The 14535-nt window shown below is 55.5% G+C and carries 11 protein-coding genes; all 11 read left to right on the top strand.

What is annotated here, in order from left to right:
- Positions 1–44: 44 nt before the first annotated feature.
- The 11 genes from ACQG11_RS22070 (at position 45) to ACQG11_RS22020 (ending at position 14528) form a co-directional block, all read left to right on the top strand.
- Positions 45–1583, top strand: a complete 1539-nt coding sequence (locus ACQG11_RS22070; protein ID WP_048213845.1) for an IS66-like element ISKpn24 family transposase — start codon at positions 45–47, stop codon at positions 1581–1583.
- A gap of 185 nt (positions 1584–1768) precedes the next feature.
- On the top strand, positions 1769–2254 hold the full coding sequence (locus tag ACQG11_RS22065; RefSeq protein WP_426728831.1) for a hypothetical protein: 486 nt from the start codon (positions 1769–1771) through the stop codon (positions 2252–2254).
- The gene (locus ACQG11_RS22060; RefSeq protein ID WP_063149878.1) at positions 2247–5618 is read left to right on the top strand and encodes an ImcF-related family protein; all 3372 of its coding nucleotides are present in this window, start codon (positions 2247–2249) and stop codon (positions 5616–5618) included. The genes ACQG11_RS22065 and ACQG11_RS22060 overlap by 8 nt, the downstream gene beginning before the upstream one ends.
- Positions 5619–5637: 19 nt before the next feature.
- Positions 5638–7245, top strand: coding sequence for a type VI secretion system protein TssA (gene tssA, locus ACQG11_RS22055; RefSeq protein WP_058677120.1), 1608 nt, complete (start codon positions 5638–5640; stop codon positions 7243–7245).
- A 32-nt stretch (positions 7246–7277) separates the two neighbouring features.
- Entirely contained in the window at positions 7278–9047 is a 1770-nt protein-coding gene (tssF, locus tag ACQG11_RS22050) for a type VI secretion system baseplate subunit TssF (RefSeq protein WP_058677119.1), read from the top strand.
- Complete coding sequence (gene tssG / locus ACQG11_RS22045) at positions 9011–10093, top strand: type VI secretion system baseplate subunit TssG (RefSeq protein WP_425968244.1); 1083 nt, start codon at positions 9011–9013, stop codon at positions 10091–10093. The genes tssF and tssG overlap by 37 nt, the downstream gene beginning before the upstream one ends.
- Positions 10094–10128: 35 nt before the next feature.
- Positions 10129–10653 (top strand): type VI secretion system lipoprotein TssJ, encoded by a 525-nt coding sequence (gene tssJ, locus ACQG11_RS22040; protein WP_058677117.1) that lies wholly within the window; start codon positions 10129–10131, stop codon positions 10651–10653.
- A 4-nt stretch (positions 10654–10657) separates the two neighbouring features.
- Positions 10658–12979, top strand: a complete 2322-nt coding sequence (locus tag ACQG11_RS22035; protein WP_426728830.1) for a type VI secretion system Vgr family protein — start codon at positions 10658–10660, stop codon at positions 12977–12979.
- Positions 12976–13509, top strand: coding sequence for a DUF4123 domain-containing protein (locus tag ACQG11_RS22030; protein WP_217704498.1), 534 nt, complete (start codon positions 12976–12978; stop codon positions 13507–13509). The genes ACQG11_RS22035 and ACQG11_RS22030 overlap by 4 nt, the downstream gene beginning before the upstream one ends.
- Before the next feature lies 1 nt (position 13510).
- The gene (locus ACQG11_RS22025; RefSeq protein ID WP_171932597.1) at positions 13511–13867 is read left to right on the top strand and encodes a hypothetical protein; all 357 of its coding nucleotides are present in this window, start codon (positions 13511–13513) and stop codon (positions 13865–13867) included.
- Positions 13860–14528: a restriction endonuclease fold toxin 5 domain-containing protein gene (locus ACQG11_RS22020; protein WP_171932596.1), complete on the top strand. Its 669-nt coding sequence runs from the start codon at positions 13860–13862 to the stop codon at positions 14526–14528. The genes ACQG11_RS22025 and ACQG11_RS22020 overlap by 8 nt, the downstream gene beginning before the upstream one ends.
- Positions 14529–14535: the final 7 nt, after the last annotated feature.

The raw sequence follows: 14535 nt of genomic DNA, 5'->3' as shown, positions 1-14535 counted from the left end.
CTTTATCCTGGTCGACGCTGAATGAGCCTGGTAATATACCCGGTATGAACAGCTTACTTCCTGACGATATCGATGAACTGAAACGTCTCCTTGCCGAACAGGAGGCGCTGAACCGTGCCCTTCTGGAAAAGCTGAACGAGCGTGAACGCGAAATAGATCACCTGCAGGCGCAACTGGATAAGCTGCGCCGGATGAACTTCGGCAGCCGCTCCGAAAAAGTCTCCCGCCGTATCGCGAAGATGGAAGCCGACCTTAAGCAGTTGCAGAAAGAAAGCGATACCCTTACCGGCCGGGTGGATGACCCGGCCGTGCAGCGCCCGCTGCGGCAGACCCGTACCCGCAAACCGTTCCCTGAATCACTTCCCCGTGACGAAAAACGGCTGCTGCCGGCAGCGTCATGCTGCCCGGAATGTGGTGGTGCGCTGAGTTACCTGGGTGAAGATGCCGCCGAACAGCTGGAGCTGATGCGCAGCGCCTTCCGGGTTATCCGGACAGTACGTGAAAAGCATGCCTGTACTCAGTGCGATGCCATCGTGCAGGCCCCCGCGCCTTCACGGCCCATCGAGCGGGGTATCGCAGGACCGGGGCTGCTGGCCCGCGTGCTGAGTTCAAAGTATGCAGAGCACACCCCGCTGTACCGCCAGTCTGAAATATACGGCCGCCAGGGTGTGGAGCTGAGCCGCTCACTGCTGTCGGGCTGGGTGGATGCGTGTTGCCGGCTACTGTCACCGCTGGAAGGGGCGCTTCAGGACTATGTGCTGACTGACGGTAAGCTCCATGCTGATGACACGCCTGTCCCGGTGCTGTTGCCAGGTAATAAGAAAACGAAGACCGGGCGGTTGTGGACGTACGTTCGTGACGACCGTAACGCCGGGTCAGAGCTGGCGCCGGCAGTGTGGTTCGCTTACAGCCCGGACAGAAAAGGTATCCACCCGCAGAGCCATCTCGCTGGCTTCAGCGGTGTTCTGCAGGCGGATGCGTACGCCGGGTTCAACGAACTGTACCGCAATGGACAGATAACGGAAGCTGCCTGCTGGGCTCATGCCCGCCGCAAGATCCACGATGTGCACGTTCGCACCCCGTCAGCGCTGACGGAGGAAGCCCTGAAACGGATCGGTGAGTTATATGCCATCGAGGCGGAAATAAGGGGGATGCCGGCGAAGCGACGCCTTGCAGAACGTCAGCAAAAAGCTAAACCGCGGCTGAAATCCCTGGAAAGCTGGCTGCGTGAAAAGGTGAAAACGCTGTCGCGACACTCAGAACTGGCGAAAGCGTTCACGTACGTACTGAACCAGTGGCCGGCGCTGGCTTACTATACTGACGACGGCTGGGCCGAGGCAGATAACAACATAGCTGAGAATGCGCTACGGATGGTCAGCCTGGGCCGCAAAAACTACCTGTTCTTCGGTTCGGATCATGGAGGAGAGCGGGGAGCGCTGCTGTACAGCCTGATCGGGACATGCAAACTGAACGGAGTGGAGCCAGAAAGCTACCTTCGCCATGTGCTTGATGTTATAGCTGACTGGCCGATAAACCGGGTCAGCGAACTGCTCCCCTGGCGCGTAGCATTGCCAAATGAATAACACATCCCCGTCAATACGGTTCTCGCTGCACGCTTACCGATATCCGACCCAGACTGGAGGAGCACTTCAGAAATGAACTCATCGCCAGAACCGGGCGGGTCTTCAGACTCCTTGCGGGCAAAGGTCTTGCGGGGTTTGATGCCTGGCTGGACCAGCGCTGGGACACTCCAGGCATTCTTGCAGGAGTGACGTTTTCATTGCCTGCTCAGCCTGATGAAGGTGACGCCGATGCTATTACCCTTGTGGTGCTCAGCAACCGTAAAGCTGTTGGTTATCCTGATGCAGTATGTCTCCATCGCCCTGAAAGGGGCCAGGAAACACGGCTTGTAAAAACACTGGGCAGGGCACTTTTATGGGCCGCAACAGCGCCTGAAGCACTAAAAACGGCCTGGTATACAGGACCAATCCTTTCAAGCGGAAGTGGCTGGAATATGGCTTGTGAAGATAACGGGGTGACATTCAGCTTGTCAAAAGACAATCATGGTATTGATCCCGCTCTGGGATATGCCAAACGCGCCGCCCCCTGGCTTGCTATTATTCTTGCCTCTTCTGCTTGTAGCGGTAATGGCCCGCAGGTTATCGCCGCACAACCCGCCGCTGCCAAAGACGACATCTGGGTCGCCGTCATCACCAAAGAAGAAGTTCGCAAGGAATCGCCTAAGAATGTCTAAGGTAAAAGTCAAAACACTCATCGGCTCCGTTGTGACTGTCGCGTTTTTTCTGACGGTCATTGTGGCATTTCTGTTTTATGCCTTTCCGGAAAACGTGGCTTCGGCCACTGGATTCGGGCCGTATGACGGCCAGCGCATACTCACATTCTGCACCATACTGGTTGCCGCAATGTTTTTACTCGGCTGGCTGACAGAGAAGGCTTTCGACTTCGCCGGTAAATCCGGGTTGTATTTCCACTGGGGGCAGAAAAAGGCTCAGATTGTCGCTCCGGTGACGAACACTATTGCCAGTGAAGAAGATGACGATGAACCCGTCTTCAACGAGGACTCCATTTCCGAACACCTGCGCTTTCGCTATGGACGCCGCTGGCACTGTAAGGTGCGACTCCTGCTGGTAACGGGCAACACGGACGATGTCCAGAAAGCAGCACCGGGCCTGTGTCATGACCTCTGGCAGGAAGGCGACGGTAACGTGCTGATTTATGGCGGTGACGCCCAGTCACTCCCGGATGAGATCTTTCTTTCAAAACTGAAACGTCTGCGTCCCGGTCAGCCGGTTGATGGCATCGTTCAGGTGATGAGTACCTCAGCCCTCCCGACGGATACCGAACGGGATGCCTTTTTGCGTTGTCGCCAGAAAGCCGACCACCTGCTGGGCTGGCAGGCACCTGTCTGGCTGTGGCTGACTGACAAAGCCACGAGTGCTCAGCAGGACGCAGAAACGACTGCTGCAGGGGTGATATTCGGACCGGAAGGCACCGTAAAAGAGGCGGGCGAGGCATTTTCTACATTGATGCAACGTCTGCAAAAAGCCGGTATGGCACAGGTACTGAATAATCCGGCTGATTTCGGTCTGCTCCGGTTGTCTTCCCTTCTGCGGCAGGAACTGAAAGCCAGTCTGACCGTTTTGCTCAGCGGGTTGATGCAGGGATCTGCGGCCTGGCGTTTACGCGGCGTTATGTTCAGCCCTGAACTGGCCGTTGCCGGAACAGTGCCGAACACGCACCTCGACACACCGACATGGAAAGCCGTTATTGATGACTGTGAAGCTGTCAGCGCCAGGAAACTGGGCTTCGGCTGGCTGAAGATGCTGCGGTTAATCCTGCTTTCCCTGATGGTCTTATGGGGGGCCGGTACACTGTTGTCTCTCATCGTTAACCGTACCCAGATTTATCAGGCGCAGGAGACGGCCAGGCAGGCAGCGGATACGGCATTCCCCCTGGTTGAACGCCTGCACAACCAGCTCGTATTACAGCAATCCATTGCCCGCCTGCAACATCGTGAGGCGACCGGCGCTCCGTGGTACACCCGTTTTGGTCTTAACCAGGATAGCGACATGCTGACGGCGCTCTGGCCGCTGTATGCGAAGAATAATGCGCAGCTGATGAGGGATGCCACCGCAGACCATCTCAGGCAGCAACTGAATGCCTTTGTGCAACTTCCTCCGGCCAGTGATGCCCGAGCACAGGGCACACAGCGTACCTACGATGTGCTGAAAAGTTACCTGATGCTGGTCAGACCGGACAAAGCGGACGCGGGCTGGCTGGCAAAAAGCGTGCTGGCAGCCTGGCCGAAACGCCGGAATGTGCCGGATGGTGCGTGGCAGGAAATGGCACCCAAACTGCTGGGCTTTTACGCCCAGAATCTTCCTTCACATCCGGAATGGAAAATTAAGCCCGATGCTGAATTAATCGGCACGGTACGTCAGATCCTGCTCAAACAGATTGGCCAGCGTAATGCTGAATCCGGGCTGTATCAGGACATGCTGAAGCGCGTTGCCAGCAACTGGCCGGATCTCACGCTTGCCGATATGACCGGCGACACGGATGCCTCCACCGTCTTCAGTACAGAAGAAGTGGTGCCGGGCATGTTTACCCGGCAGGCCTGGGAAGAACAGGTGCAGGATGAAATTGATGAGGTGGTTAAAACCCGCCGCGATGAAATCGACTGGGTGTTGACGGATAAAACTCATCAGCCCGGAAGCGATATTTCGCCGGAAGCGCTGAAGTCCAGACTGACCGAACGTTACTTTACCGATTTCGGCAATGCCTGGCTGAATATGGTCAACAGCATCCAGTGGCACGAAGCGGCCTCGCTCTCTGACGCGATCGCCCAGCTCAATCTGATCGGTGACGTGCGTCAGTCGCCACTTGTGGCGCTGATGAACACCCTGGCATGGCAGGGAAAAACCGGCGAGAAGGGGGAAGCGCTGGCGGATTCGATAGTGGATTCGGCGAAAAAGCTGGTTGGCCGGAAAAAGAACGTGAAGCAGTTTATCGAACAGGCGCAGGGGCCGCGCGGTCCGCTGGACGATGTGTTTGGTCCGCTGACGGGATTCATGGAGGGAAAAGAGGGGACCGGACGTAACGGTAACCTGAGTTTTCAGTCCTGGCTTGCCCGTGTTACCCAGGTACGGCTGAAACTCCAGCAGGTCACCAGTGCGCCGGATCCACAGGCGATGTCTCAAATGCTGGCTCAGACCGTATTCCAGGGCAAGGCTATTGACCTGACCGACACGCGTGACTACAGCAGTCTGGTGGCGGCGAGTCTGGGCCAGGAGTGGAGCGGGTTCGGCCAGTCACTGTTTGTTCAGCCGCTGGATCTGGCCTGGCAGCAGGTGCTGACCCCGGCAGCAGAAAGCCTCAATACCCGCTGGCAGACGACCATTGTCGAACAGTGGAATAAAGCGTTTGCCGGCCGCTATCCGTTTAAAGCTACCGGCAGTGATGCCTCCTTACCGCTGCTGGCTCAGTTCCTGCGCGGCGATTCAGGTCGCATCGCCACGTTCCTGAAAACCAGCCTTGGCGGCATTCTCCATCAGGAGGGGAATCGCTGGGTGGTGGATCCTTCTGCAAGCCAGGGAATGGAAGTGAACCCGGATTTCCTGCGGGCAATTAACCAGCTGGCCGAACTGTCGGATATCGTTTTTGCCCAGGGCGATGCGGGCGTTCACTTCGAATTAATGGCGCGTCCTTCCCGCGATGTGGCCCGTATGCAGCTGACGCTTGATGAGCAGAATCTGGACTTCTTTAACCAGATGGAAAGCTGGCAGAGTTTTACCTGGCCGGGAAACACGTATTACCCGGGTGTCAGCTTTCGCTGGCGCAGCGTGAACAGCGGGATGCAGCTCTACACCAGCAACCAGGGGAACTGGGGATTCATCCGGCTGCTGGATGAGGCATTAATTACTCCTCTTGATGCAAGCCGCACACAGCTGGTCTGGATCACCCCCGACGGTAATCCGCTGAAGTTTGTTATGCGCAGTGAGCTGGGTGACGGTCCGCTTGCCCTGCTGAAGCTCCAGGGATTTACGCTGCCTGAAACCATCTTTACGGTTGTGGCCAGCGCTGAAGATGTCGAATAAAGACAAGACAAGGAAAAACATGAGTTCACCGGAAGCCCTGTTATCGGCATGCACCACTAACCACGAAGCGCAGTTGCGCCTTACTGAAAGCGCCTCCGGCACCCTGTCCCTCTGGGAGAACTGGTTAAAACCGATCCGCCCTGGGGAGGAAACGGGTGACGATCCGGCCTGTGACGATGATTTCCAACTGATGCGTGAAGAAATCAACAAACTTTCGGGCACCGATCCGGAGTTGCTCTGCACGCTGGCGGAAAAAATACTGTGTGAATACGCCAAAGATATCCGTGTTGTTACCTGGTATACCCAGGCCCGGCTGAGCCGTGACGGCGAGAAAGGCCTGGCGGAAGGGATACTGCTGCTGGTCGCGATGTTGTCCCGCTACGGCAGACACTGCCATCCGCTACGCCCGAATGCCCGGAAAGCCGCGCTGGAGTGGCTCAACAGTTCAAAAGTACTTGATACGTTCTCGCGCTGGCCGGAAGTCGATCGGGAAGATGCCGGCCTGACGGCCGGAGCGGTCACTCTGCTGAGTAAGGTGGTCTCAGACTGGCCTGAAAATGAAAAACCCGCATTCGCTGGCCTTTGTAGCGCGCTGGAAAACCGTCTGGCGCGTTCTGGCGGGGTGACAGCGCTAATCCCCCAGAACAGCAGCTCTCAGGATACCGGGCATGACGCTGCCTTTTCTCCGTCGCCACTGCTGACGGACGTGAAGTCGGGGCGCGATTTGCTGGATCAGGCAAAGGTACTCTCCCGCTGGCTCGGAGAACAACCCCAGGGGTGGCTGGCCTCTCACCGGCTGATGAAAACCGTTCGCTGGGATACCGTCGATCAAATTCCACCGCTGGACAGCAGTGGTCGTACCCGGCTGATTCCGCCTAAACCAGAGTACCGGGCGCAGCTGAAGCGTCTGTACCTGCAAAAAAACTGGGCTGAGCTGGTGGAGCAGGCCAGCCAGATGTACTGCGAAGGGGTGAATCATTTCTGGCTCGATCTCCAGTGGTACCTCTGGCAGGGACTCAGCCATGCGGGACAGCCTTGGGAGAACCTGGCGGAGTCAGTCCTGCTGGATCTTCGGTTCCTCCTCAGGCGTCTGCCCGGGCTTGAAAGCCTGGCCTGGAATGACGGTACCCCGTTTGCCGATGAGGTGACAACTGGATGGATTGCGGAAAAGGTGAATGAGGAAGGGCTGTCATTCGGTAGCGAGCCGGTCGTGTCCGCGGCGGTAAACGGGGATGAGGTGCTGTCACTTGAGGCCGAGGCGATGGAGAAGGGTGACAGTGAGGGGCCCGAAGCGGCTCTGACGTGGCTCCAGACCCGCCCCGGACTGGACTCTCCGCGAAATCGCTGGCTGATACGTCTGCTGATGGCTCGTGTTGCGGAACAATACGGGCGTAACGACATGGCGCTTCATCTGCTGGCTGAACTGACATCCGGTGCGGCGCAGTTGACGATGGGGGACTGGGAGCCGGGCCTGATGTTCGAAGTTCAGGCCCGCCGTCTGAAACTGTTGCGCATGAAAGCCGGTCGCAGCGAGTCCGATAAAATCCGGCTGATGCCTGAGATGGATGCCCTGCTGGCGGGGCTGATTACCATCGATCCTGCCCGTGCCATGGTGCTGTGTGGCTGAATTTTGTCTGTTAACTATCAGGAATACCGAGCATGGATGATTTAACCCTGCGCTATTTTGAAGCCGAAATGCGCTATCTGCGCGAGGCAGGAAAAGAATTTGCCCGGGCACATCCGGACCGGGCGGCAATGCTCAATCTCGATAAGCCCGGAGCCCGGGACCCGTATGTGGAACGCCTGTTTGAAGGCTTTGCCTTCCTGATGGGCCGTCTGCGAGAAAAGCTGGATGATGATCTGCCGGAACTGACTGAAGGACTGGTGAGTCTACTGTGGCCGCACTATATGCGGACTATCCCGTCTCTGGGCATCGTTGAGTTTTCGCCTGACTGGCGTGGTCTGCGTCAGGCCGAAATGCTGGCTGAAGGCTTTTCCGTTTTGTCACGTCCTGTCGGGCCGCATAAAACCGCCTGTCAGTATCGGACGACTCGCGATGTTCCGCTACAACCGCTGCACCTTGCAGATGCCCACCTGCATACTGAAACCGATGGCCGCTCTGCTATCCGTCTGCGCTTCGAATGCCCTGAAAAAGTGGACTGGAGTAAAGCCGGGATCGACAAGGTCGCCATATTCCTTAACGCAGAGAGTCCTGTGAGTTCTGCACTGCATCTGGCAATGACCCGGCGTGTACATGCCATGTATGCGCGTCATGCCGGGACGCATACTGAACGACATCAGTTTGATGGCTGGTGCAAACCCATGGGCTTCGATGACAATGACGGCCTGTGGAAAAAAGCCGATACGGCCTTCAGTGGTTACCAGTTGCTGCTGGAGTATTTCAGCTTCCGTCCAAAGTTTATGTTTGTGGAGCTGCGCGGTCTCGACATTATCGGGCTCACTGCGGCCAGCACCTGGTTTGAAATCGACATTGTACTCAGTGAAGCCTGGTCATCCGATCTGCCCTTTGAGACGGAAGACTTCCGGCTGCACTGTGCGCCGGTTATCAACCTTTTTACCCTGGAAGCTGACCCGCTGACGCTTAACCCGCTGGAGAACGAATACCTGCTCAGGCCATTGCGTCTTCAGGATGGTCACACCGAGATTTACAGCGTCGATAATATTCACGGCGCGGTGAAGAATGGCAAGCATCCTTATGTACCGTTCACCAGCTTCCGACACCGGGGCGGTATGATGCGCCACGATGCCCCTGAACGTTATTACCACACCCGCGTGAAACGCGGTCCCTCTGGCCTGTATGACACCTGGTTAATTCTCGGTGGCCGCTCGTTTGAACTGGAGCAGTTGTCCGAAAAACCGGAGTCACTCTCGATGCGAATAACCGGGACCAACGGTCAGCTTCCGCGTAAGGCACTGGAAAGTACCTTGCTGGACAGGGTGGTCAAATCCGGCAAGGTGCCCGTCAGGGTCCTCAACCTCACAGCACCGACGATGCCGCTGTATCCCCCTGCAAACGACCGCTTTCACTGGCGAGTGATGAGCCACCTCGGCTCAAACTTCCTCAGCATGATGGACAATCCTGAGGTCCTGCGGGGCACGCTGGCGCTGTACGACTGGACCGACGATGAAATGAACCGCCGTCGGCTTGAAGCAATCGTCGCCGTGAAACACACTCTGATCCGCCGTTTTGAGAAGGGCTTTATGCTCCGGGGTGTGGATATTGAGGTCACGCTGAACATGGACAATTTTGCAGGCGAGGGCGATGTGAATCTCTTCGGCGAGATGCTGCACCGATTCTTCGCGCTCTATGCCGATATTCACCTCTTTAACCAGCTCACGCTGGTACTGCAACCGACAGGGAAACGACTGAGATGGCGCGAGAATCACAGCCAGCACGTACCGGGCTGACGTTAGCTCTTGATAAAGACATCTGGCGGGTCAATTTCTATCGTTTCTGCCAGTTGCTGGAGCAGGAAAATCCGGACGCGCCAAAACTGGGCACCACCAGCCATCCGGGCAACGACCCAGTACGTTTCAGACCCTGGCCGGGAATGGGTTTCCCGGTCAGCACCCTGAAAGCGGTTGAGACCGACGAAGACCACCCGACATTGCCCCCAACGGTCCGCACGACATTTCTGGGGATGTATGGCGTGGACTCCCCTCTGCCGACGTCTTATCTGGATGACATTGCGCAGCGCCGGGAAGGCTATGAGGCGGTCACCTCGTTTCTGGATATCTTCAGCCACCGGATCACCACGCAGTATTACCGCATCTGGCGAAAATACGCGTATCCGGCCACCTTTGAGGCGGGTGGTCGCGATGCCACCTCGCAGTGTCTGCTGGGACTGGTGGGGCTCGGTATACCGGGCACGGCTGATCGGGTGGCAACGCCGGTTTCCCGCTTCCTGGCCCTGCTGGGGACCATGCGATTGCCCACCCGCAATGCTGAAGGCATCCGTGCTCTGGTGAGCCTGCTGGCACCGAATACCCGGGTATTTATCACCGAACCGGATCCGGTAAAGGTCCATATTGATAACCGCAGTGGGCTGGGTACCGGAAACTGCGTCCGTCTTTCACAGCGGGCCACGCTGGGTAAAACGGGCAGGGAAGCCTGTAGCAGAGTGCTGGTGACACTGGTCACGGAAGATCCCGGCGAAGCCGAAGGCTGGTTACCCGGTGGCATCCTCCATACCGATTTGCTGGTCCTGATGCGCGTCTATCTTGGTTACCGCAGCAATGCCCGACTGCGCCTCACTGTACCCGTGTGGTTGTTGCCTGAGCCGCGCCTGGGCAAAGGCAAGCGTATTCAGCTCGGGCGCACCGGCTTGCTCGGACTGAAGGACGGCAGACTCAGCGATAACCGGGAAACACTGACTGTCAGTCTGGGCTGCTATGAAGGGCTCCGGTGTTCTGCGTTCCCTCCCGCTGAAGACGGACATTACCGCTTCGACTAAATACATATTCACATTCTCAATAAAGGAACTTTTGAATGGCAACAGTAACCCGCTGGTGGGCGCTGACGCTTATTGCCTGTGGTCTGCTCACAGGCTGCGGTCTGACACAGACCGTCACGGACGGTACGGTCAGCATCACGAAATCCATCTTCTATAAGAAAATTAAAACACTGCATCTGGATTTTACTCCGCGCACGGCCATTAACGCCGATGGCGCACAGACCCCGCTGGCAACCATGATGCGGATCTACCAGCTCAGGGATCGTAAAGCGGTTGATGCCGCTGATTACCAGACGCTGCTGCGCAAGGCCGATACGGTACTTAAAGACGACGTACTGGCATCAAAAGAGCTGCTGGTGATGCCCAATGGTAGTGTGACGCTCAATATGCCCATGGATGAAGACGCTCAGTTCGTGGCTGTGGTGGGGCTGTTTAACCGCCCGGATATGAAGGACAACGCCTGGCGGCTGGTGCTGACCCGTGACGACCTCGACCCGGACAAGCCCCGCACGATTGAACTGGGTGATGGCTGGCTCAGCCTCGTGCCGGTGAAGGAGTGACGTGATGGATAACTGGTTAGCGCTTTTTGACGGACAGACCCGATATTTTCTGGATATCAATGACAGTTCGGTGAAGCCGGATGTTCTGCGTTTTTACGGCAGGGAAGCACTGAGCGAGCCGTTCAACTGGGACATCGAGTTCACCTCCGGGCAGGCGAACATTCCCCCGGAACAGGTGCTGATGAAATATGCGTCGTTTCGGATGCGCAGCGGCAAAAATGTGCACGGCATGGTGACCCGCCTGGAATGGCTGTCTACATCAAAAGACCAGTCCCGTTACCGGCTCACGCTCAGTTCCCGCTTGGCGCTCCTGGGATACACCCGCCAGTGCGCCGTATTTCAGAACCAGTCCGTCCCGGAGGTGGTGGAGCAGGTGCTGCGCAAACACGGGCTGGAGGGAGCTGATTTTGAATTCAGACTGGAGCGCACCTACCCGCCGCGTGAAATTATCACCCAGTGGCGGGAAACGGATTTACAGTTCATCCGGCGCATTCTGTCTGAGGTGGGGATTTACTGGCGTACGGAGATGGACGACGTGCGCGGTCTGGATACGTACATTTTTGCCGACAGCCAGCTTAACTACCGGTTTGATGTGCAGTTGCCTTACAGCGAGCCATCGGGGTTGTTTGACGGCGCGGCAGAGTCGGTCTGGGATGTGCGAACCTGGCACAACATTGCCACCGGCACCGTCGCCACGCGGGATTACAACTACCGGACAGCCTCCACGCCGATGGATGCGACGGTCAGCGTGCGTGGTGATGCGGTCACCACCGGGGAGCATTACCGCTACGCAGCGCCATATCGCGAGGCGGGAGATGACACCAGCCCGGAGTCGGAAACCGAATCCGGCGCGTTCTATGCCCGACTTTACCACGAGCGGGAGCTCAACAGGTCGGTCCGCATTCATCTGTTCAGCAATGCTGCCCATCTCACACCCGGGCAGGTGCTGGAACCGCAGGGGGATGTCATGACGGCCCTGAAAGAAGGCGTATTTCTCACGCTGGTGACCTTCCGGGGCGCCCGTGATTCCCGTCTGCATGTGTCGGTATGGGGAATGCCTTACAGCGAGCGTTACTGTTTCCGCCCGGCGGAAATCCCGCGTCCGGAAATTCACGGCACACTTCCGGCCCGGATTGAAAGTCGTGAGAAAAATGATATCTACGCACATCTGGATGAGCAGGGGCGCTACCGGGTGAAGCCGGACTTCGACCGGGAGGGGACGGAGCCGGGTTACGGCTACCTGTGGCTGCGGATGGCGAAGCCATATGCCGGTGAAACACTCGGCTGGCACACACCGCTCACCGACGGGACCGAAGTGGCGGTTGCGTACAGCAATGGCGATATTGACCTGCCCTATATCGCGTATGCGCTGCACGACTCTGAGCATCCGGACCACGTTAACCGGGACAACCACACCCGCAATATCCTGCGTACACCCGCGAACAATAAGCTGCGGATGGAAGACAGGCGTGGTGAGGAGCACTTCAAGCTCGCGACAGAATACGGTAAGACACAGCTCAACAGCGGGCATCTGGTGGACAGCCAGGGGCAACGTCGCGGCCAGGGCACTGAGCTGCGCACCGACGAGTGGGGAGCCCTGAGGGCCGGGAAGGGACTGTTTGTCAGTGCGGATGCGCAGGCGAAGGCGCAGGGTGAAACACTGGACATGGACACCGCACTGAAGGAAATCGACCAGCTTAACCAGCATCTGCAAAAACTGGAAATGGCTGCAGAAAAGGCGCAGGCGCTGAAAGCGGATGTCGACAGCCAGATAAGGATGTTTGAGCAACGGCTGAAACCGCTCAACGAAGCCGTGCTTTTCTCGGCGCCGGAAGGGATAGCGCTGACCAGCGGCGAGCACCTGCAAATGGCGGCCACGAAAAACGTCGCCATTAACGCCGGGGGCGATATCAGCTCTGGAACAATGGGCAACCTGACCGCGCTGGCCGGGGAAAAACTGGGGCTCTTTGCCCGCACCGGTCAACTGAGCCTGAAATCCGGAGAAGGGCCGGTGGAGGTGCAGGCACAGAATGCCAGCCTGCGGCTTTTTGCAGAAAAGAAGCTGACGCTGAGCTCGGCGGGTGATATTTCGTTTGCCGGGAAGAAGCGTATTACGTTAATTGGTGGCGGGAGTTACCTGCGGCTTGAGGCGGGGAAGGTGGAGTACGGTACGACGGCAACGTATCTGCGCAAAGTGAGGATAACGATGGCGGCGGGGGCGGTGAGTATGCCGGTTAAGGCAGCGACGGGCGGCGGGATTTGCCTGAGTTGCCTGATGAAAGCTGCGATGAATGGTAATGCTTTCGTCATACGGGGGGAATCATGATTAATAATTCATATAATTTCATTATGAGATCTTTAATGTCCTATTCTGATTGTTCATTGTTTGCACTTGTTGACGGCTTGCAATATGAGCGTCATTTCGGGGATGAGATTCAGCACGAACAGGGAGTTGCTGAACCATTTTTAAATAGCTGGCCTGACGCCCGTCTTGCTTTTGCTGGGCCCTGGTTATTTAGTCTCAATAACTCGGTAAGCCATCGTGATAAACTGAAACAACTGGCGGAGGCTGTTCCATCTGTTTCGTGGATAATTTCCTCCGAATCTCTTGAAAGTTTAATTGACCATTTCAGATCCTTTCTCAATTTACAGTTGCCGGATGGTTGGTGCGCCCTTTTCCGATTTTATGATCCACGAATTTTGGCTGAAATCGAATTTTTGCTGGAAGAAACTCACTATATGCAACTTATTAATCGAACAAAAGAATGGGTTTTTCAGGTGGATGGGGAAATGATGGATATGAAGAGCAAAGCTAGTTATTACACTGGTCGATGGTTGAAGGACAGGGGGAATTAAAGTGGTAATAAAACTATCTCAGCAGCAGCTTGAACAGCTTACTCAAAGAGAAAGTCTTAATTATATTAAGCGCCTGCATGAGGTTATTGTCAGAAACTCACCCTCTCTTTCCGATGATAATGAATTACTTACAAGGCTTAAAGATGCTGATGAGTTCTTGAATATTCACGATTTTCATAATCAAGAGGTTAAAACAGATTTTTTGATAATGAATGCCTTCGAGCCCTATTTCTATAAAACGAAAGCGATGCAAGACTGGTTACTAAATGGTGAAGAAAGCACCGAAAGTGAATACATAAAGTATCAACAAATCAGAGGAAATCTGGTAAAAAGAATGTTCGGAGGAGCTAATGAGTGATATCGGAAGTACGTTTCCCGTTCCATCTGGCAGAACAGGTACTTTTCCGCGAGCCAGGGGAGGCCGCCTGGGTGGTGTAATTGGGATTATTCAGGAGCTTGATTCTGCCAGGGAAGCATATCTTGTACGGATGGCTGAAATGGAGAAAGTGAAAGTAGAAGCTGCAACAATGACTAAGGAAATGAGTGAGGAAGGGTGTGATCAGTGTGTCTATACTCATGGACAGGTTACACTACAGAATATAGAAGGTTGGTCTGATGTCAGTATTGCGTATCAGTTTTATATTTGTCAGCTACCTATTCATTTTCCTGTTATGAAAATAATGGAATGGACTTATGGCGTGGCATTTGATGGATTTGCGCCGAAAGAATGCGTACTGAAAGAAAGTAAGGCCAACTATGACCAATTTTTTGACAGTAATGGAGATGTCAAATTTTTCATGACTATAAAGAATTTTGGTGAAGGTCTTTTTATAAAGCAAGCTACAGCGCAGAATGCTTGTGCAATTAAAGGAATGCCGCCTGGTAAGTTAGAATGGTATTTTATGCAACCCATAAGTGCTAAGTATGCCAGAATTGAATTTGCTTCAGAAGGTTTGGATATAAACGTTATCTACAAACCTATGTCTTTAGATTACATAAAAAATATATTTCCAGATTGAGGTGGTT

Origin of the sequence: Enterobacter cloacae complex sp. 372C4 (genome assembly GCF_050030615.1) — a bacterium.
GTDB classification, from domain to species: Bacteria; Pseudomonadota; Gammaproteobacteria; order Enterobacterales; family Enterobacteriaceae; genus Enterobacter; species Enterobacter intestinihominis.
This window is presented reverse-complemented; position numbering and strand designations above follow the sequence as displayed.

Coding starts and splice junctions, on each gene's coding strand:
- ACQG11_RS22070 (WP_048213845.1), top strand. CDS start 45: ATGAACAGCTTACTTCCTGACGATATCGATGAACTGAAACGTCTCCTT.
- tssG (WP_425968244.1), top strand. CDS start 9,011: ATGGCGCGAGAATCACAGCCAGCACGTACCGGGCTGACGTTAGCTCTT.
- tssJ (WP_058677117.1), top strand. CDS start 10,129: ATGGCAACAGTAACCCGCTGGTGGGCGCTGACGCTTATTGCCTGTGGT.
- ACQG11_RS22060 (WP_063149878.1), top strand. CDS start 2,247: ATGTCTAAGGTAAAAGTCAAAACACTCATCGGCTCCGTTGTGACTGTC.
- tssF (WP_058677119.1), top strand. CDS start 7,278: ATGGATGATTTAACCCTGCGCTATTTTGAAGCCGAAATGCGCTATCTG.
- ACQG11_RS22035 (WP_426728830.1), top strand. CDS start 10,658: ATGGATAACTGGTTAGCGCTTTTTGACGGACAGACCCGATATTTTCTG.
- tssA (WP_058677120.1), top strand. CDS start 5,638: ATGAGTTCACCGGAAGCCCTGTTATCGGCATGCACCACTAACCACGAA.
- ACQG11_RS22020 (WP_171932596.1), top strand. CDS start 13,860: ATGAGTGATATCGGAAGTACGTTTCCCGTTCCATCTGGCAGAACAGGT.
- ACQG11_RS22030 (WP_217704498.1), top strand. CDS start 12,976: ATGATTAATAATTCATATAATTTCATTATGAGATCTTTAATGTCCTAT.